Raw genomic sequence first — 18,741 nt, forward strand, 5'->3', positions numbered from 1 at the left:
TCACGACACCAGCCGCCCGTCACGGCGGCGGGCCAGCAGCCACAGGAAGAACGGCACCCCGACCACCGCCGTGACCACCGACAGCGGCAACTCCTGCGGCGCGTCCAGCAGCCGGGCGGCGATGTCCACCGACTGCAGGAACCCGGCACCCAGCAGCGCCGCGACCGGCAACAGCCGCCGATGGTCCGCACCGACCAGCATCCGCGCCACGTGCGGCACGATCAGCCCGACGAACGCGACCGCACCGGTCACCGCGACCAGAGCGCCGGTCAGCAGCGACGTCAGCACGAACATCTGCGCCCGCAGCCGGGGCACCGCCACCCCGAGCGACGTCGCCACCTCCTCACCCGCGCTGACCGCGTTGAGGACCCGCCACCGCGCCACGAGCAGCAGCAGCCCAACACCGACCACCGCCGCCGGCAGCCCGATGTTGTCCCACCGCGCGCCAGCCAGGCCACCGAGGAGCCAGAACATCGCCGACTGCGCGGCCCGCGCCGCGTCAGCCTTCTGCAGCAGGAACGAGTACCCGGCCTGGAACAGGTAGGCCAGCGCCACCCCGGCCAGCACCAGCCGACCCGGCGTCAACCGACCACCAGCGCGCGCCATCACATACACCAGCGCCATCGCCGTCAGCGACCCGAGGAACGCCGCCCCCGACAGGCCGAACACGCCACCGGCCCCGGAGACCAGGACCAGGACCGCGCCGAACGACGCCCCCGACGAGGCGCCCAGCAGGAACGGATCCGCCAGCGGATTACGGACCACGGCCTGCAGCACCGCGCCGACCACCGCCAACCCGGCACCGGTCAGCACCGCGAGCACCGCCCGGGGCAGCCGGTACTCCCACACGATCCGCTCCTGCACCCGGGTGAAGCCCTGCCCGTCCCACCCTGGCAGCAGGTGTCCGCCGATGATCCCGAGCACGTCCCCCAGCGGCACCCGCACCGCCCCGACCAGCACCGACGCGACCGTCGACGCGACCAGTAGCCCGACCACACCCACCAACACCAGCAGGTACGACCCCCGCCGACGACCCGCGCCAGCCGGCACCGCGACCGCACCGTTCACCCCGAAAACCGGCCGGGTATCCGTAGTGGGTGAGGCCGGGCGCTGCGTCGTCAACTCACCGCGTCCGGATGTAGGAACCGGGCGATCTGCCGCAGCGTGAGTATGTTGCGGTACCCCGGATGCTGACCCGCCGCCGGCAGCGCCAGATACCGTTTGCTTCGCGCCGCCGCCGACTCCGGCACTAGCGCCGACACCGTCGCGAACTTCTCCGCGGCGGTGGGCCCAGGAAGGTAGTCGGTGACGATCATCGCCGCCGGTCGGGTCGCGGCCACCTGCTCCACACTGGCGTCGAACAGATCGTCTGACGCGTCGGCCAACACGTTGACCCCACCGGCCGCCTCGACCAACTGCTGGGTCAGACCCGCCCCGCCGTACGCCCGCACCGGTCCGGCACCGCCGTCGGTGACCAGCACCGGCACCTTCGGCCGGCCCGCCACCGCCGTGCGGACCTCGGCGAGGATTGCCTCCATCTCCGCGACGACCTCCTCCGCCCGCTCCGGCACTCCGAAAATCCGGCCCAGGTCACGCACGTCGCGCAACGTGTCAGCGATCTGGAACCGTCGCTGCCCGGCGTCGTCGCACCACCCGCCGGTGAGGAACACCGGGGTCCCGGCCCCGGTCAGCTCATCGATGGTCGCCTCACCCCGGCTGGCGTTGAAGTTGTACCAACCCTCACTGATCACGAAGTCGGCGTCCTGCGCCAGCAGCACCTCCCGGTTCGGGAACGCGATCGAGTCGGAGATCTCCGGGATCCGCTCGTAGAGCGGCTTCTGGCCGGGCAGGAACCCGTCCGGCCCGTTCTCGGAGAAGTTGACCCGGCCGACGATCCGGTCCGCGAGACCCAGCGCGAGCATCGTCTCCAGCACCGGCTGATAGCCGGTCACCACCCGCCGAGGCGGGGACTCGAACGTCAGGGTACGGCCGCAGTTGGTCACCGTGACCGGAAAGCCTGCCGCCGTCGAACCGGCCACCCCCTGTGGATCAGGTTCGCTCGACCCGCAGCCCGCCGCCAGCAGGCACACGGCGAGCCAGGCCGCCACCGGTACGACACCACGCCACGGCCGCCCCATCTGCCACCCCCAACAGTCGTCGATCTCATCGGCACTGTTGCGAGTAGTGTGCAAGAGCAATATTGAGGTGACAAGACACGTTCCGTTCCGGGGATCGCGCGGCCTGACCACAACCGTGCACGGTGTCACTCCACCTAACCCGTGCAACGGTTCGACCGGCGGGATGATCCTGTCCGGTCAGCGCCTCGTTGACGGCTGGTGCGACGACGTGGGCGGGGACAGTAGCCCGGCGACGGCGGGACTGAATCGATCGATCTGCTGCCACAGATCGGGGGACTCGGCGGCTCGGGCGGCCACCAGCGCGTCGGTGTGGCGGAGGAACGCCAGATGCCGGCAGGCGTGGACGGCGACGTCGACCGGACGGACGACCCCGGGCGCGGGGGCAAGGGGGTCCTGCTGACCGAGGACCGGACCGGGCTCCACGGGAGCGGACTGGTCGGGCTTCGGGTGCGGGTCGGGTAGCGCCACGTAGGTGAGGACGATTCCGGTGTCCTGGAACCGCCACGAGGTCGAGTGCAACAGGACGTCCCCACCACGGCGGGACATCCCGGCGAGGGCGCGAGCCACCGCGTCAGGATGTTCGCCCTCGGTCAGCGCTCTGGCGCGTGCCCGGAACCGCAGCCCGCCCGGGCTGGTGCTGAGCAGGATGGTTTCGACCTCGACCGGCACCGCCGGTGCGGCTGGGGGATCGGTCAGGTCGGGTACGGCTGTCGCTCGGGATGTCACGATGCGCAGCATATGCAACTGCGAAAAGCTGGCAGCAGCGTTCGCGGGTGTCCGATGCCGGTCAGCCGGTCGACCTCACCCGCAGGGCCCAACGGGGACCGGCGGGTGTGTCGCGCAGGTGTACTCCCGCGGTGGCGAGGGACTCGCGAATGCCGTCCGCGGCAACGTAGTCGTTGCGCTGCCGCAGCCGCTCACGTAACGCGACGAGTGGCTCCACCAGCGGACGGATCCGCTCGCCCGGGTCCTGGAGCCCGGTGCTGGCCGCCTGGCCGAGCCGGACGACAAGGGTACGCAGCACCGTGCGGGCCTGCGCGCTGCCGTCGTCCTCCTCGGTGTCGGCCGCCCAGGTATGCACCGCCGTCTCCAGGTCGAGGACGGCGCCGACCATCGCCTCGACGTCACCGCGCCGCAGACCGTCATCGAACCTCGCTACAGCGCCGGCGGCTGTCTCGCTCAGCGTGGCCGGCACCGATCGAAGCGACGCTCGTCCCATCTCGTTCGCCGCCCTGGGTCGGGGAACGAGGGTTCGACCGTGGACCAGGTCCCGCAGCTCGGTCAGAGTCAGGGTCGCGCCAGCCGAAAAGACCGCGCTTTGCCCACCGCGGCGTACAGTCATGCCGCCCCGGCCGACCACTTCCAGGTTTCCGGCGGCGAGGTCGAGCAGCACGGCGGTGTGTTCGTCGACGCCGAGTACGGCGGCGTTGTCGGGTAGCTGCTGTTCGAGGGCGCGCAGGCGCGGCTCGCCGAGGTAGGCATACCGGGTGTCGTGGGTGCCGCCCTCGGTGTTGTCGTAGTGCGGGATCACCGCCACCGGCAGGTTGAGATGGCCGAACAGGTCGAGCCCGTCGAGCCAGTGCGGCGCCGCGCCGACCTTGTAGATCTCGTACACCGGCACCGTGAAGCGGCCCATCGTGGCCGCGGCAGCGGAGGCGAACACGACGACACCGTGTGGACGGACGATCCGGTCGTGCAGGACGTGGGTGGCCCGGTTGGCCCGCCAGCACGTCAGTGCGTACGTCGGGCTGCCTGGGCCGGAGAAGATCCAGTCGGCGTCGGTCAACGCCGCCAACGCCCGGTCGGTGCAATCGTCGCCGGTGCCTCGCAGACCGTCGGGGACCGTGATCTGTAGGCCGACGCTGGTGTGAAAGTACATCCGGGCGCGGGCGGAGATTTCGGTCGCGTTCTCCTGGAAGCCGTAGGGCGTGTCGAGCAGCACGGCCCGAGGCTCGGACCGGCCGATCAGGTCGACGAGTCGGCGGTGGACGGTCACCATCGTCGGGCTGGTCTCACCGGATCCCATGATCGCCACGACAGCGGATGCCGTCCCGGACCGCATAGGCCACCTCCCGGCTGGGGCCGAACGACGCCTCGACGCGCTGCCACCGTAGCCCGCTCCGCCGCACCATGTCACGGCCGGCAACGCTCGCACCCGTTACCGCCGGACACCCGGAACCCCGAGCCGGCGGGCCGGAAGGGGAACCCCCTTCCGGCCCGCGCGGCGGTGGGCCGAGCCCGTCCGCCGCTACCGGCTCCCCGACGGTGGCTGGTCCGCGGCGGTGGCGAGGTGCAGGGACAGTTCCCGGACCAGGTCATCCATCGACTGTCCCGACTGCGCCTGCAACAACCCCAACGCGAGGTCGGCTAGAAGAAAGAAGCCGAGGGTCTTCGCCGCCTCGGTAGGGAAGGCGGCGAGGAGGGCTTCGGCTCCGTCGAGGTCGCCGCGTCGGCGTGCGGCGACGACTCCAGCGGCACGTTGCACCATCTCGGCAGCGTGGACCGGATCGGGGTGGCCCACCGTACTCAGATCTTGGGTTGGCTGGCTCGGGCGGCGTCGAACCGGGCGGTGACGTCGGTCCAGTTGACCAGGTTCCAGAGCCGGTCGACGTAGTCGGGGCGGACGTTGCGGTATTGCAGGTAGTAGGCGTGTTCCCAGGCGTCGAAGACGAGGATCGGGGTGGAGCCCTGTCCGACGTTGCCGTGGTGGTCGTAGACCTGTTCGACGATGAGGCGGCGGCTCAGCGGTTCCCAGGCCAGGACGCCCCAGCCGGAGCCCTGCACGCCCTTGGTGGCGGTGGAGAGCTGTCCGGAGAATTTTTCGAAGGAGCCGAAGTGTTCGTCGATGGCGGCGGCGAGGTCGCCGTCGGGGCGGTCGCCGCCGTCGGGGGAGAGGTTGTTCCAGAAGATCGAGTGGAGTACGTGGCCGGAGAGGTTGAACGCGAAGGTCTTCTCCAGGCCGACGAGGGTGCTGTAGTCGCCCTTGTCACGGGCTTCGGCGAGTTGGTCGAGGGCGTCGTTGCTGCCCTTGACGTACGCGGCGTGGTGCTTGCTGTGGTGCAGTTCGAGGATCTCGCCGGACATGGCGGGTTCGAGGGCGCCGTAGTCGTAGGGCATGTCGGGGAGCGTGTAGACGGCCATCCAGAGCTTCCTTCCCAGTTCTGCCACGAAAGTGCTTCTGCCACAATATGGCAACAGCAGCGATCGGGGGGCGGCTTGGCTGGCGTGACGGAGAACGCAGACGATCGCGTGGCGGCGGCCCTCGTCGCGCTGCGCGACAGCGGCCGCCGGCGGACCCTGGCCCGGCAGGCGGTCCTGCAAGCGCTGGCCAACGCCACCCACCTGAGCGCCGCGCAGGTGCACGACCGAATCGCTGTGGCCGGCACCCGCATCGATCTATCCACGGTGCACCGCATCCTGACCGCCCTGGTCACGGCCGGGGCCGTGCATGTCGTCCCGGTCCGCGGCCGGCTCACCTACGGCCTCGCGGACCATCCCCACCACCACGCCGTCTGCGGGTCCTGCGGCGACCTGCGGCAGCTTCCACCAGACCTCGTGGACGCCCTGATCAAGGTAATGAACTTGAAGGATTTCACCGTCGACCGGGACGGCCGCGACGGTGGGGTGGTCGTCTACGGCCGGTGCGGCGCCTGCCGGCAGTTGAGCGAACCCGCCTGACGAGGAACCAGCTGGTCGCTGCGGCGCGACATGGTGGTCAGCCACTGGGGGAGTGCACCGGCAACCGGCCCGGGTCAGAGGTTGGCCGGAGCCGGAAAGTAGTGCTCCCACGACGATGCGAACGCTCTCGTCCGTGCATCTGCGCGTGGATGGACCCCGACGGAAGGATCATCACGGGCCGTCGGGGTCCTCAACCACTTTCACCAATACCGGACCTCGAACGGGATCCGAACGCGGACGGGGCCACGGCCAAGCGACAACGTCCGGCTGCAAGTATGAGGTTGTTGCCAAAGATATGCAACAGGGCTCGGAGTGCTCCTGGTGGATCGTCGCCTGGTGTTCAGCGCCTGGCCACGTTCGCTGAGGTTGTCGACGATGCGTCGGATCGAGGGCAGGCTCGCCGGTCGGGGGAGAGCCCGCTACGGAGCCGTGATCGCAGTACTCAGCCGCGGGCGTCTTCGGGTGGGTAACTGTTCCGGACGGCCGCTGCCGGCCGCCGAGGCTGGCCCGGACCGGACAGCAGTGCTCCCCGTAGCGGTGCTGACGGGTCTGTGGCGATGTCGAGTGGGCTGGGGGTGGCGTCGGTGCGTACCAGCAGGTCGCCGACCGCCGCGATCATGGCGCCGTTGTCGGTGCAGAGCACCGGGCGTGGCACGCGCAGGGTGATGCCGTGCGCCGCACACCGCTTCGCGGTGAGTGCCCGGACTCGGCTGTTGGCCGCGACTCCGCCCACCAGGAGCAGGGTGTCGATGCCGTGAGCGCGGCAGGCGGCGACGGCCTTGCGGGACAGGGTGTCGGCGACGGCCTCCTGGAACGAGGCTGCGACGTCGGCGACCGGCACCGGTCCGGGTTGGCGTTCGACCCAGCGGGCCACGGCGGTCTTGAGGCCGGAGAAGGAGAACCTGTAGGGCGGGTCGGACGGTCTGGTCAGCGGGCGGGGGAAGGCGATGGCGGCGGGGTCGCCGTCGCGCGCGACGCGGTCGATCGCCGGCCCGCCCGGGTAGGGCAGACCGAGGAGGCGGGCGACCTTGTCGAACGCCTCACCGGCGGCGTCGTCGGCGGTGTCACCGAGGTGGATGATCGGGTCGCGGGCCAGATCGCAGAGGAGCAGGAGCGAGGTGTGCCCGCCGGAGACGATGAGGGCGACGCAGCGTGACGGCAACGGGCCGTGCTCGAGTACGTCGACGGCGGCGTGTCCGGCGAGATGGTGCACCCCGTAGAGCGGCACGCCGAGGGCGAGGGCGTACGCCTTGCCGGCCGCGAGCCCGACCTGGACGGCGGTGGCCAGCCCGGGTCCGGCGGTCGCCGCGACAGCGGTGACCTCGGACAGGGCGACGCCAGCCCGGTCGAGGGCGTGCCGGACCATCGGCTGCAGGGCGTGCAGGTGGGCGCGGGCGGCGATCTCGGGTACGACGCCGCCGAACCGGGCGTGCTCGTCCATGCTGCTGGCCAGGGCGTCGCCGAGCAGGACGCCGTCGCGGACCAGTCCGACGCCGGTCTCGTCGCAGGAGGTTTCGATGCCGAGGACGAGCGACATGGTCAGTTCCAGAGCCGGGCTTCGGCGAGGAGTTCCTTGCGCTGCGCCTCGGGCAGGTGGTCGAGGTAGACGACGCCGTCGAGGTGGTCGGTCTCGTGCTGGAGACAGCGGGCGAAGTAGCCGGTGCCGGTGACCGTGATCGGGTCGCCGTGCAGGTCGACGCCGGTCACGGTCGCCAGCGCCGCCCGGGACAGTTCGGCGCGTGGGCCGGGCACCGACAGGCAGCCCTCGCTGTCGGTACTGATCCCGGCGAACGCGGCCACCCGCTGCGGGACCGGGTTGACGACGTGCCCGACCTGCCGGATGCCGTCGGCGTCCGGGCAGTCGTAGACGAAGACCCGCAGACCGACGCCGATCTGGTTGGCGGCCAGCCCGACACCCTGGGCGGCGTACATCGAGGCGAACATGTCGTCGATCAGGTCCGCCAGGGACCGGTCGAAGGTGTCGACCTCGGCACAGCGTCCGTGCAGCACAGGTGTCCCGTAGCGGGTGATCGGGCGGGCGGTACCCCGGCGAGTCGGCATACCTGCACACTAGCGGCACCTGCAATCGGGTGGCATGTAGGCTGTGTGGGTGCAGACGGCGGAAGTCAAGCGGCGCTACCTGGCGCATTTCGAGGCCAACGGGCACACGGTGGTGCCGTCCGCTCCGCTGCCGGCGATCGACGACCCGAACCTGTTGTTCGTCAATGCCGGCATGGTGCAGTTCGTGCCGTATTTCCTGGGCCAGCAGACGCCGCCGTTCCGGCGGGCGGTCTCGGTGCAGAAGTGCATCCGTACGCCGGACATCGACGAGGTCGGCAAGACCAGCCGGCACGGCACGTTCTTCCAGATGAACGGGAACTTCTCGTTCGGTGACTATTTCAAGTCCGGCGCGATCTCGCTCGCCTGGGACCTGGTCACCAAGCCGGTCGCGGACGGTGGTTTCGGGCTGGACCCGGAGCGGATCTGGCCGACGGTCTATCTGGACGACGACGAGGCCGAGGCGCTGTGGCGCAAGATCGGGGTGCCGGCGGAGCGGATCGTCCGGCGGGGCAAGGCGGACAACTTCTGGTCGATGGGGATCCCGGGGCCGTGCGGGCCGTGTTCGGAGATCTACTACGACCGGGGTCCGGCGTACGGCCGGGAGGGTGGTCCGGCGGTCGACGAGGACCGGTACCTGGAGTTCTGGAACCTGGTCTTCATGCAGTTCGAGCGGGGTCCGGGGACCGACAAGGAGAACTTCCCGATCCTGGGTGACCTGCCGGCGCGCAACATCGACACCGGCATGGGCCTGGAGCGGATGGCGGCGATCCTGCAGGGCGTCGACAACCTGTACGAGATCGACGAGGTGCGGCCGATCCTGGACCGGGCGGCCGAGCTGACCGGCCGGCGCTACGGGGCGAAGTCGGGGCACGCGGCGAGCGAGTCGCATCCGGACGACGTACGGCTGCGGGTGGTCGCCGACCACGTCCGGACCGCGTTGATGTTGATCGGTGACGGGGTGACCCCGGCGAACGAGGGTCGGGGTTATGTGTTGCGTCGGATCATGCGGCGGGCGATCCGGGCGATGCGGCTGCTCGGCTGGCAGGAGCGGGCGTTGCCCGAGCTGCTGCCGGTGGCGAGGGACTGCATGTCCCCGTCCTACCCCGAGCTGGCCACCGAGTTCGACCGGATCTCGCAGTACGCGTACGCGGAGGAGGACGCGTTCCTGTCCACCCTGCGGGCCGGTACGACGATCCTGGACACCGCGATCGCGGAGACCCGTTCGGCGGGTGGGGCGAAGCTCTCCGGCGACAAGGCGTTCCAACTGCACGACACGTACGGCTTCCCGATCGACCTGACTCTGGAGATCGCCGCCGAGCAGGGCCTGTCGGTGGACCAGGACGGGTTCCGCCGGCTGATGGCCGACCAGCGGGCTCGGGCCAAGGCCGACGCGCAGGCCCGCAAGACCGGCCACGTCGACCTGTCGGCGTACCGCACCGTGCTCGACGCCTACGGACCCACGGAATGGCTCGCCTACGAAACGCTACAGACCGAGTCCCGGGTGCTGGATCTGCTCGGCCCGTACGGCCCGGTGCCGGCCGTCAGCGAAGGCGACATCGTCACCGTCTTCCTGGACCGGACACCCTTCTACGCCGAATCCGGCGGCCAGGCCGCCGACGCCGGGGTCATCATCGGGCCGGCCGGCACCGCCGAGGTCATCGACGTGCAGCGACCCGTCAAGGGGCTCATCGCCCACCAGGTGCGGATCGTCGACGGCGTCATCACCGTCGACGACCGGGTGCAGGCCGTCGTCGACCCCGACTGGCGCACCGGGGCCCGACAGGCCCACTCCGGCACCCACGTCGTGCACGCCGCACTGCGGCAGGTCCTCGGTCCGACCGCGTTGCAGTCCGGCTCCTACAACCGGCCCGGCTACCTGCGCCTCGACTTCCCCTGGCGCGGCTCCCTGTCCGCCGCGACCCGCAGCGAGATCGAAGAGGTCGCCAACAGCGCCATCCGCGCCGACCTCCCGGTCACCGCCCACCACCTGTCCCTGCCCGACGCCCGCAAGGCCGGCGCGCTGGCGCTGTTCGGCGAGACCTACGACGAGACCGTCCGGGTCGTCGAGATCGGCGGCAACTGGTCCCGCGAACTGTGCGGCGGCACCCACGTGACCAGCTCGGCGCAGATCGGCGTGCTCGCCGTCACCGCCGAGACCTCGGTCGGCGCCGGACAACGCCGCATCGAGGCCGTCACCGGTCTCGAAGCGTTCCAGTACCTGGCCCGCGAACGCGATCTGGTCAGCCAGCTCGCCGAGCAGCTCCGCGCACCCCGCGACGAACTACCCGACCGGGTCGCCGCGCTCGTCGGCCGGGCCAAGGCCGCCGAACAGCACGCCGACCGCCTACAACGCCAACTCCTCGAAGCCCAGGCCACCCGGCTGGCCGGCAAACCGGCGTCGATCGGCGGCTACAACTACGTGGCGGCGACCGAAACGGCAGGCGCCGATCCGCGACAACTCGCCGAACTGGTCCGTGACGCACTACCGGCCGACCGGCCCGGCGTGGTCGCCGTCGTCGACGGCGCCCGGATCGTCGTCGCCGTCAACCCCAAGGCGCACGCCCTGGGCGCGTCCGCGGCCGACCTGGTCAAGGCGCTGCCCGGCGTCCGGGGCGGCGGGTCCGACGCCCTCGCCCAAGGCAGCGCGCCGGCCGTCGACGCCTCGACGACCTTGGCCGCGGTCGCCGATCTGCTGACCGACGCGCGTCAGCGGGCCTGACGCCTTGCCGGCGGTTCCGGGCCGCTGCCGGCGGCGCACCTCGGACAGCGGCCGAACAGCGCCAGCCCCGTACCGCCGAGATCGAACTCGCTGCACCGCTGCGCCTCGGCGACCGCCGACGCGAGCGCGGCGGCCTGGATCTCGGAATGCGACCCGCACCGGTCACAGACCGCGTGCACGTGCGGCCGCTCGTTGAGCCCGTACAACGCCTCACCTGGCCACGGCAACGGGTGCACCACACCCAACTCCGTCAACGCCGCGACGGTACGGTGCACCGTCGACACGTTCACCTCCGGCCGGGCCGCGCTGACCCGCTGGTGGATGGCGCCGACCGACAGATGCCCGGACGCGTTGGCGAGCACGTCGACCACCATGGTCCGCGCCAGCGTCCGCCGCACCCCGGCAGCCGTAAGAACCTCCCACGTCCTCGCCGCCCGCGCGACACCGTCGACCTCCACGACCCCGAACCTAGTCGCTATGACGCCCCGGTACGCAACTCCCACCCATCGTGACCTGCGTCAAGCGTCCCTGCCCCGGCGAATTCACGGCGATCCCTGTCCGTGTCACGGGCGGGGGCGCCGTGGATGCGGATGCGCGCTGACCCGGGCACGTTCCTTCGCAGGGTGCTGCCCGAGGCCGTCGTCGGCCGTACCGGTCTCGCCGATGATGGCGGCGAACACCTGCCGCGCGATGTCGAGAGCCGATGCGCCGAGCCGGGCGACGACCTGTCGTTCCAGGTCCGCCTCAAGCTGCCGGTCGATCTCGGTCGCGGTACGACCGGCCGCCGTGATGCGAAGCACCCGGTGCCGTATGTCGCCAGCCGGGCCGCACCGCCGAACGTAACCGCGCGCCTCCAGCGCATTCACCCGTCGCGCCGCCTCTCCCATCGGGATCCTCATCTCGGCGGCCAGAGCACCGACCGAGGCGTCGCCTTTGATCAGCTTCCGCAGGATCGGTATGAGCGCGCGGTTGAGGTCGGGACACCCGGCCCGGTCGAGCACTTCCGCGCGGTGGCGCTCGCAGGCATCGTCGGCGAGACGCAGCAACGAGATCAGATCGCGCTCGTCGTCATTCATGCCTGGGGCCTCAACCGGTGTGCCGGTCTGACCGGCGCATGTGGCTACGAATCCAGGCGGCGGCCTCGGTGGCACCGTTGTCGTTGGCAACCACCGCGAGCCGCCATTCACCGGCCAGCGTGCGGCAGAGCGTGGCGACCAGCGCCGTCTTACCGGCGCCGACCGGACCGCCGATACCGACCCGCAACGCCCGCAGGCCGGCACGCAGCGGCGCGTGCGGGTCGACCCCTGCATCGGGATGGCTGTGCGGCACCTCGTCGGGTTCGTGCTCGTGCGGTAGGGCGCTCGGGCGCCCGAGCGGTTCTGCGTCGACAGTCATCGGCTTTCGGCCTCTTTCCGCAGCTGGGCTGAGAAGTCGTCGAGTGAGGCTGCCCGGCCCGAGCGGACCTGTCGGGCAGTCGCGATGGACGTGCACGTAGGCGACGGATCGAGTCGACCGACCCGGCGCTCGGCACTGCTGCACCATATCGGCATATGCAATCCACTCGCATGTGATCGTTCGTCGCGAGCGGCGTCGACCGCGAGCCGGTCGGCCAGCACCAGGGTCGGTCACGCGGATGGCTGGACCGTGACGAATGCCGAGCCGTGACCGGACCGCCGCGAAGCAATCAGTGCGGGGCTTTGCGGGCCGGCCGGGTGAGCTGGGCGGTCAGCAGTCGGGGTGCTTCGGCGAGTGAGGGGCCGTACCAGGTCAGGTGCCGTCCGGAGACCAGGGCGCAGGGGGCGTCGGGGAATGCCTCGGGGCCGTCGGCGGGGGAGAACGGGTAGGGCTCGTCGGGCAGTACGACCAGGTCGGGTGCTGCGGCGCGTAGGTCGTCGAGTGTCGGCCGAGGGTACCGGTCGGAGGTGTCGGCGTAGAGGTTGCGTAGGCCGAGCCGGAGTAGCACGTCGGAGGTGAAGGTGTCGCCCCCGGCAACGATCCAGGGGCGCCGCCAGACCGGAACGATGACGGTGCGTGGCGGGATGGCCGGGGTGACGGCGGCCCAGGCGGCGCGGGCCTGTGCCAGCCACTCGGGCTCCTGACCGGTGCCGAGGTCTCGCAGCAGGTCGGCGAGTTCGTCGAGCGCCTGGTCGACGGTGCGGGGGTAGGTGAGCCGGACACGTACCCCGGCCGCCTCGATCGCTTCGGCGTCGGAGCGCTGGTTCTCCTCGACGTTCATGAGTACGACGTCGGGGTGCAGGGCGAAAATGCGGTCGAGATCCGGGTACTTGCTGCCGCCGACGCGGGGCACGTCCAGGTCGGCGGGGTGGGTGCAGTAGTCGGTGGCGCCGACGAGGAGGCCGGGCAGGGTGGCCGCGACGGCTTCGGTCAGCGACGGGACCAGGGACACCACTCGCATCGCTGTTCCTCCTGTCCGCGCTGGAGCGGGCCTATTCTGGCCGGTGCCGCGAGCCCACGCCCGGAGCGGGGCTCGCGGCACCAGCGGTAGAGGGCGTTCAAAGAGCTACCGCAGGAGCGGGCGGCGGTGAGGGGTCAGGTCACGAACCGTAACGCAGGTAGACGACGTCGCCGACGGTGATGGTTCCGCCGCGGGTGGCGCTTGTCGGGCTGCCGCCGTCGCGGGACATCTTCCAGGTGGTGGTGCCGGCGTTGGCGAGTCCGTTGATCGCGGTGATCGTGCCGGTGCCTGAGCTGGGGGTGACGGCGGTGACGCAGCCGGCGGGAGCGGCGCTGGTCGCGGCGGCGGTCAGGACGGTGCCGAGCGTCGTGGTGGCGGCGGTCGGGGTGAGGGTGACCGCGCAGGGCAGGACGGTGGTGCCGTTGTCGACGACGAGGGTGATCTTCGCCGGGGCGCCGGCGGTGAATCCGCTCGCCGCGACCCATCTCGGAGCGCCGGCCGTGACCGGGGTGGGCGGTGCGGCAGTGAATCCGCCGCCGCCGAGGGCGCGGACGGCGTCGACGGAGGCGTACCCGGAGGGGCTGGTGTCCGACGGCAGGTACTTGAAGCCGCCGCTGGACAGTTGCTGGGCGCGGAGGAAGTCGATCGGGGTGCGCCCGGCGGGGGTGGTGAAGTCGGCGCCCTGACTGGGGATGCCGCAGGCGTTGAGGCCGGAGACGGCCCAGCCGTTGGAGTCGGTGTTGGCCCCGAACATGGAGTTGAACGCGCCGGTGGTGTTGACGAGTTTGCCCTTGAGGAATGTCTTCGCCTGGACCACGTCGGTGTCGGTGTTCGGGACTCCGGCCGCGCAGAGGGCGGCCATGGCGGCGCCGGTCATGTCGATGTCACTGGGCGCGGTGAGCTGGGACGGGTTGCCCTCGGCCTGGCTGTAGTTCCAGCCGCCGTCATTGTGCTGGTTGTTGCGGATCCGGGTGACCGACAGGTCGAGCAGCCGCTGCGGGATCCGGGCGCTACCGGCCTGGGTCCTGGCCCCGGCGAGGGCGAGGACCGCGAAGACGGTGCCGTTGAAGTTCGCCGGTGGCCCGTAGTAGCCGGCGGTGCCGGTCTGCCAGTAGCCGACGACGTCGGCGACGAGGTTGCGGGAGGCGGAGACCCGGGCGGGGTCGATGCCGGCGGCGTAGGCGTTGAGGATGCCGCGTTCGTAGTCGGTGACGACCGGTGAGCCGCCGGGCCAGGAGACGGCGGCCAGGTGGGTCTGGTACGCGGTGCGGGCGTTCTTGCTGGGGTCGCCGGCCGGGTACACGTCGACCGGGTGGGTGCCGGCGGCGGCGAAGGCGCTGAACGCCCACTCCAGGGACAGGCCGGCGCCGGCGTAGCTGCCGTCCGGGGCTTGCAGGGTCTTGAGGTAGGCGACGCCGTTGTTGCGGGCGGTGGTGATCTGGGCCGGGGTGGAGGTCGCGGCGGCCGGCGTGGCAACTGCCACGACCAGCGCGGTGGCGGCCAGCGCGGCCAGGGTGAGAGCAGGGCGCTTGCGGCGCATCGGGTTCCTCCAGGTCGGGGCGCGACTCGGCCCCGAACCGCACCCCGGACCGGACGGTGACGGGCAGCGGACAGCGAGGCGGGGCCGGACCCATGGGCGCGTGGGACGGATACCGCAGCTGGTACATCGCCGCGTGGGTGTTCGGGCTCGGGCGCGAAGTCGCACCCCTACCGTTGCGCGTCAGCCCCGGACTTGTGACCGGGTTCCCCCACGCGTCGACGGCGGTGACGCTACGACAACGATCGACGTCGCGCTGTTACCCAGCCGACATCGGCGGGCGATTGACGCTGGCGAGACCACTGTGTTGCGATGGAGTGCTCCAGCACCCAGGGGAAGCCGGTCGAATCCCGGCACTGGCCCGCAGCCGTAGGTCCCGCACCGTCGGGACGAGTCGGATTACCTGGCTGGAGATGCGTCAGCGTCGTCGAGGTCACGATGCGGGTACCGCACCGGGAAAGGCACCGGGGCGGCGGCCGCGTCTACGCCGCTCACACCCCTGGAAGAGTCGTCCATGCCGTCCCTCACCCGCCGATGGTCCCGCCTCTGGGCCGCCGCCGTCGCACTGCTCACCCTCGGCGTCACCGCGGTGGCGGTGTCGACGGCCGCCGCCGCCGATCCGATCGAGGCGTGCACGCCCAGCAGCGGCGCGATGGTCGCCGTCGACTTCCGTCCGTGGGAGGGTCAGGTGCTGCGGGGCTGCGACGCGACCCCGACGACCGGCTTCGACCTGTTGCACGAGGCCGGGTTCACCACGGCCGGCACGGCACACGACGGGCCGGGCTTCATCTGCCGGATCGGTAACGCTGCTTTCGACGGTGGTACGCAGTATCCGACGCCGGCGCAGGAGGCGTGCCAGCTCACCCCGCCCGCGACCGCGTACTGGTCGTACTGGTACGCCCCGCCGGGGCAGGACGGGTGGACGTACAGCCCGCTCGGCGCGATGGCGAAGGTGCCCGGGCCGGGGGAGGTGCAGGCGTGGGTCTACGGCGGCACCGACATCGGTGGTACGACAGGAAGGCCGACCTTCACCCCGGACGAGGTCCGAGCCGCCGGCCCTACGCCGTCTCCGACCGTCTCCCCGACTGCCGGTCCCGGCGGGCCGGGCGCCCCGCCGACCGAGGCGCAGATCACCGCCGCCTCGTCCTACCTGGTCGGGAAGCTGACCGACGGTGACCATGTCTACAACCAGGATGGGCAGTTCGTCGACCACACCCGCAGCATCGTGGTCGCGACGGCGCTCGCCGCCGCAGGCGGGCAGGACCCGACCCTGACGAAGATGCGCGACTACCTTGCCGCGCACGTGGAGGCGGCGGTCCTCCCCGACGGTGCCGACGGGCTGCCCAACCAGTTCAACGCGGCCAACCTCGCGCTCCTGGTCACCATCACCGGCGGCGACCCGCGTGCCGTCGGCGGTCGAGACCTGTTGGCGGTGCTCACCGATCGGGTGTGTACGGCGGCCGACGCCGGCGCGGGCTGCACCGCGGCCGGGGACTTCGCCGGCTCGTACGCCCCGGTGACGCACGCGTTCGCGCTGCTCGCCCTGCGCCGCGCCGGGGTGACTCCACCGGCGGCCACGGTCGAGCGGCTGTTGCGGTGGCAGTGCGCCGGGGGTGGGTTCGCCGACTCGCTGATCGCGCCCGGTGACCCGTGCACATCGGACCCGGCGAACACCGGTGCGGCACTGCTCGCCCTGTCCGTACTCGGCGGGCACGATAGCGAGGTCACGGCCGCGAAGGCGTACCTGACGGGGACGCAGCAGGCCGACGGCGGCTACCTGCCCTACGTCGGTGCCGGGGCGTCGGACAGCTACACCACCGCGATGGCGGCGCAGGGGCTGCTCGCGGTCGGGGCTGCGGAGCCGGTCGCGGCGGCGCGCGGTTTCCTCGCCGCCCGGACGGCCGCCGACGGCGGCCTGAGCCCGGATGCGACGGTGCCCGAGTCGGACCTGGTCGCGACCTCGGGCGCGCTGCCGACCCTGGCCGGGCAGAATCTCGCCACCTTGACGCATCCGCTCGGTGGGGAGCCGCCGCAGGGCCCGACCCCGGATCTGGCCAAGGGTGTGGCGTGGCTCGTCGCACCGGCGCAGCTCGTCGACGGACGCTACTACGAATCGTTCCCCGGCTTTCCGGAGTTCGGGCTGACGATCGACGGCGCGTTCGCGCTGGCCGCCGCCGGCCTCGACGACGCCAAGCTGCGAGCGATCACCGATTTCATAAGCAGCGGCGGCAAGGTGGGCGAGAGTGAGTTCACCGTCGACAGTTGGCTGGGGATCGGCACCGAGTTTCCGTCCGGCGGCGCGATCGGCAAGGTCGCGCTCCTCGCCCAGGTCACCGGCTACGACCCGGCCACCTTCGGCGGCCACGACCTGATCACCGCCCTGCACGACATCACCTGCACCACGGCCGATCCGGCGACCGGCTGCGCCGCCGCCGGGAACTACCGCAATGCCCCGTCGGTGTTCGCGCAGGTCCTGGGCATCATCGCGCAACTGCGGGCCGGGCGGACGCAGGACGCCGCCGCCCCGATCGAGTTCCTCAAGAGTCTCCAGCGGGCCAACGGCGCGTTCCCGAGTCTGATCCCGGCCGAGGGCAGCGGTGACGAGGTCGACAGTACGGCGATGGCCGCGATGGCCCTGGCGATGCTCCCCGACGACCCCGACGCTGCCACCGCCGCTGACAAGGCCCTCGGCTGGCTGGCCAGCCAGCAGCAGGCCGACGGCGGGTTCCCCGGCGCGGCCGGTATCTCCACCAACTCCACCGCATTGGCGATCCAGGGGATGACGCTGCGGCGCGGGACCTACAGCACCCAGATCGGTAAGGCACTGGCGTTCCTGGCCGGGCAGCAGAACCCCGACGGTGGGTTCAACGTCGCGGCCGACGGGCAGGCAGGCTCCGACGTTCGCGCCTCGACCCAGGTCGTCGGCGGGGCCACCGGCATCTCGTTCGGCACCCTGCTACGCGACGTCCACGGCCTCGACCCCTCCCCGACGCCAACCCCGTCCCCGTCGACCTCACCAACCCCGTCGACCTCACCAACCCCGTCACCGTCGGTATCCAGCGAACCGAGCGCGACGCCGCCGCCGGACGCGATGCCGGTGACCGGCGGGTCGATCGTCTCGCTGACCCTCGGCGCGCTCGTCCTGATCATCGCCGGTGTGGTCCTGCTCGTCCTCGCCCGCCGCCGCCGGACCACCACCGACACGGCAGGCCGGTCATGATCCGCCGTATCGGCGCCGCCGTCGCCGCGTTGGCCGTGGTGCAGGCGGCGGCCGTCATCGCCCCGGCGGCCACGTACGCGGCGCCGCTGCCGTTGGGCCAGTGCACCACCCGATCCGGGGTGATCCTCGCCGTCGACTTCAGCCGGTGGGGCGGTCCGCTGCTGCGCTCCTGCGGCACCACCCCGACGACCGGCTACCAACTGCTCAACCAGGGCGGTTGGAAGACTGCCGGCACCGGACACGACGGGCCGGCGTTCATCTGCCGGATCGGGTACTCCGGCTTCCGCAACGGCACCCAGTATCCGCCGCCGAGCGAGGAGCGGTGTGTGCTGACTCCGCCGGCGTCCGCGTACTGGTCGTACTGGCATGCCGACCCTGGCGCGAACACGTGGGAGTACAGCCAGCTCGGGGCGATGAGCTACAAACCGAGGCCGGGAAGTGTCGATTTGTGGATCTTCGGGGGAACCGACATCGGCGGTACCAAGGGCCGGCCGACGTTCAGCCCGGACAGCGTCCGGGCCCACAACACCGCCCCGGTCCCGAACGCGCCACCGGCTCCGGCCCCGACGACCAGCCGGCCCGCTCCCGGCGGCAACCCACCTCCGGTGCAGGAGGCACCCGCGCCACCCCCCGCGACGGCCGACGGCGTTCCCGGCACGGTGCCGGTGCCGACTGGTCCGAGCGGCGTTCCCGGCGTGACCCCATCCGCCACGGATCTGCCGTCCGGCTCGCCGAGCCCGGCGGCGTCGGACGCCGGTGCGGGGGCGACCGGTGGCAGCAGCGCTCCGACGGTCGTCGACGCCGTCCCCACCCAGGCGGCACCCGCCGACCGTGGCTCGGCCGGCCCGCTGCTGATCACCGTGGTCGTACTCGCGCTGCTCGGGATCGGCGGCGCGGTACTCGGCTGGCGTCGGCGGCGTACAAGCCTCGACACCATGCCACCGGAGGAGCCGGCACCGTGATCCGCGCTCG

The 18,741-nt window shown here is 71.5% G+C and carries 17 protein-coding genes and 1 riboswitch; of the genes, 4 read left to right on the forward strand and 13 right to left on the reverse strand.

The genetic code is table 11. From position 1 onward, the window contains the following. From ACN27G_RS00875 to ACN27G_RS00900, 6 genes are all read right to left on the reverse strand, one after another. Positions 1-1,050, reverse strand: coding sequence for a FecCD family ABC transporter permease (locus tag ACN27G_RS00875; protein ID WP_421490858.1), 1,050 nt, complete (start codon positions 1,048-1,050; stop codon positions 1-3). Between the two features lie 68 nt (positions 1,051-1,118). Then, complete coding sequence (locus tag ACN27G_RS00880) at positions 1,119-2,138, reverse strand: ABC transporter substrate-binding protein (protein ID WP_421490859.1); 1,020 nt, start codon at positions 2,136-2,138, stop codon at positions 1,119-1,121. A gap of 177 nt (positions 2,139-2,315) precedes the next feature. After that, positions 2,316-2,864: a hypothetical protein gene (locus tag ACN27G_RS00885; RefSeq protein WP_421490860.1), complete on the reverse strand. Its 549-nt coding sequence runs from the start codon at positions 2,862-2,864 to the stop codon at positions 2,316-2,318. A gap of 61 nt (positions 2,865-2,925) precedes the next feature. Continuing rightward, positions 2,926-4,164: a hypothetical protein gene (locus ACN27G_RS00890; protein ID WP_421490861.1), complete on the reverse strand. Its 1,239-nt coding sequence runs from the start codon at positions 4,162-4,164 to the stop codon at positions 2,926-2,928. A gap of 222 nt (positions 4,165-4,386) precedes the next feature. Further along, positions 4,387-4,626, reverse strand: coding sequence for a superoxide dismutase (locus ACN27G_RS00895; RefSeq protein WP_421490862.1), 240 nt, complete (start codon positions 4,624-4,626; stop codon positions 4,387-4,389). 38 nt (positions 4,627-4,664) lie between these two features. Then, positions 4,665-5,279 carry a superoxide dismutase gene (locus tag ACN27G_RS00900; RefSeq protein ID WP_421497193.1) on the reverse strand — a complete coding sequence of 205 codons (615 nt, stop codon included), beginning with the start codon at positions 5,277-5,279 and terminating at the stop codon, positions 4,665-4,667. Between the two features lie 84 nt (positions 5,280-5,363). On the opposite strand from ACN27G_RS00900, the gene ACN27G_RS00905 reads away from it, so the two are divergent. Then, on the forward strand, positions 5,364-5,816 hold the full coding sequence (locus tag ACN27G_RS00905; RefSeq protein WP_421490863.1) for a Fur family transcriptional regulator: 453 nt from the start codon (positions 5,364-5,366) through the stop codon (positions 5,814-5,816). Between the two features lie 442 nt (positions 5,817-6,258). On the opposite strand, the gene tsaD is transcribed toward ACN27G_RS00905, so the two are convergent. Beyond that, entirely contained in the window at positions 6,259-7,353 is a 1,095-nt protein-coding gene (gene tsaD, locus ACN27G_RS00910; protein WP_421490864.1) for a tRNA (adenosine(37)-N6)-threonylcarbamoyltransferase complex transferase subunit TsaD, read from the reverse strand. A gap of 2 nt (positions 7,354-7,355) precedes the next feature. Next, positions 7,356-7,877 carry a peptide deformylase gene (gene def, locus ACN27G_RS00915; protein ID WP_421490865.1) on the reverse strand — a complete coding sequence of 174 codons (522 nt, stop codon included), beginning with the start codon at positions 7,875-7,877 and terminating at the stop codon, positions 7,356-7,358. A 49-nt stretch (positions 7,878-7,926) separates the two neighbouring features. Here def and alaS point away from each other — a divergent pair, with 49 nt between their 5' ends. After that, entirely contained in the window at positions 7,927-10,596 is a 2,670-nt protein-coding gene (gene alaS / locus ACN27G_RS00920) for an alanine--tRNA ligase (protein ID WP_421490866.1), read from the forward strand. Here alaS and ACN27G_RS00925 read toward each other — a convergent pair. From ACN27G_RS00925 to ACN27G_RS00945, 5 genes are all read right to left on the reverse strand, one after another. Further along, positions 10,584-11,054 carry a Fur family transcriptional regulator gene (locus ACN27G_RS00925; protein WP_421490867.1) on the reverse strand — a complete coding sequence of 157 codons (471 nt, stop codon included), beginning with the start codon at positions 11,052-11,054 and terminating at the stop codon, positions 10,584-10,586. The genes alaS and ACN27G_RS00925 overlap by 13 nt on opposite strands. A 105-nt stretch (positions 11,055-11,159) precedes the next feature. After that, positions 11,160-11,672, reverse strand: coding sequence for a MarR family winged helix-turn-helix transcriptional regulator (locus ACN27G_RS00930; RefSeq protein ID WP_421490868.1), 513 nt, complete (start codon positions 11,670-11,672; stop codon positions 11,160-11,162). Positions 11,673-11,682: 10 nt separating this feature from the next. Further along, positions 11,683-11,991: a GTP-binding protein gene (locus ACN27G_RS00935; protein WP_421490869.1), complete on the reverse strand. Its 309-nt coding sequence runs from the start codon at positions 11,989-11,991 to the stop codon at positions 11,683-11,685. A gap of 289 nt (positions 11,992-12,280) precedes the next feature. Then, entirely contained in the window at positions 12,281-13,012 is a 732-nt protein-coding gene (locus ACN27G_RS00940) for a helical backbone metal receptor (RefSeq protein WP_421490870.1), read from the reverse strand. 139 nt (positions 13,013-13,151) lie between these two features. Next, positions 13,152-14,552, reverse strand: coding sequence for a hypothetical protein (locus ACN27G_RS00945; RefSeq protein WP_421490871.1), 1,401 nt, complete (start codon positions 14,550-14,552; stop codon positions 13,152-13,154). Between the two features lie 115 nt (positions 14,553-14,667). Then, positions 14,668-14,800, reverse strand: a riboswitch (cobalamin riboswitch). A gap of 263 nt (positions 14,801-15,063) precedes the next feature. On the opposite strand from ACN27G_RS00945, the gene ACN27G_RS00950 reads away from it, so the two are divergent. Continuing rightward, entirely contained in the window at positions 15,064-17,769 is a 2,706-nt protein-coding gene (locus ACN27G_RS00950; protein ID WP_421490872.1) for a prenyltransferase/squalene oxidase repeat-containing protein, read from the forward strand. Continuing rightward, entirely contained in the window at positions 17,766-18,731 is a 966-nt protein-coding gene (locus ACN27G_RS00955; RefSeq protein ID WP_421490873.1) for a hypothetical protein, read from the forward strand. The genes ACN27G_RS00950 and ACN27G_RS00955 overlap by 4 nt, the downstream gene beginning before the upstream one ends. Positions 18,732-18,741 lie beyond the last annotated feature (10 nt).

This window comes from Plantactinospora sp. WMMB334 (genome assembly GCF_049179095.1).
Classification (GTDB): domain Bacteria; phylum Actinomycetota; class Actinomycetes; order Mycobacteriales; family Micromonosporaceae; genus Plantactinospora.

Bases quoted from the DNA above. Each gene is read 5' to 3' on its own strand.
- ACN27G_RS00880 (WP_421490859.1), bottom strand. From the start codon at position 2,138: ATGGGGCGGCCGTGGCGTGGTGTCGTACCGGTGGCGGCCTGGCTCGCC.
- ACN27G_RS00890 (WP_421490861.1), bottom strand. From the start codon at position 4,164: ATGGGATCCGGTGAGACCAGCCCGACGATGGTGACCGTCCACCGCCGA.
- ACN27G_RS00895 (WP_421490862.1), bottom strand. From the start codon at position 4,626: ATGGTGCAACGTGCCGCTGGAGTCGTCGCCGCACGCCGACGCGGCGAC.
- ACN27G_RS00900 (WP_421497193.1), bottom strand. From the start codon at position 5,279: ATGGCCGTCTACACGCTCCCCGACATGCCCTACGACTACGGCGCCCTC.
- tsaD (WP_421490864.1), bottom strand. From the start codon at position 7,353: ATGTCGCTCGTCCTCGGCATCGAAACCTCCTGCGACGAGACCGGCGTC.
- def (WP_421490865.1), bottom strand. From the start codon at position 7,877: ATGCCGACTCGCCGGGGTACCGCCCGCCCGATCACCCGCTACGGGACA.
- ACN27G_RS00930 (WP_421490868.1), bottom strand. From the start codon at position 11,672: ATGAATGACGACGAGCGCGATCTGATCTCGTTGCTGCGTCTCGCCGAC.
- ACN27G_RS00935 (WP_421490869.1), bottom strand. From the start codon at position 11,991: ATGACTGTCGACGCAGAACCGCTCGGGCGCCCGAGCGCCCTACCGCAC.
- ACN27G_RS00940 (WP_421490870.1), bottom strand. From the start codon at position 13,012: ATGCGAGTGGTGTCCCTGGTCCCGTCGCTGACCGAAGCCGTCGCGGCC.
- ACN27G_RS00945 (WP_421490871.1), bottom strand. From the start codon at position 14,552: ATGCGCCGCAAGCGCCCTGCTCTCACCCTGGCCGCGCTGGCCGCCACC.
- ACN27G_RS00950 (WP_421490872.1), top strand. From the start codon at position 15,064: ATGCCGTCCCTCACCCGCCGATGGTCCCGCCTCTGGGCCGCCGCCGTC.
- ACN27G_RS00955 (WP_421490873.1), top strand. From the start codon at position 17,766: ATGATCCGCCGTATCGGCGCCGCCGTCGCCGCGTTGGCCGTGGTGCAG.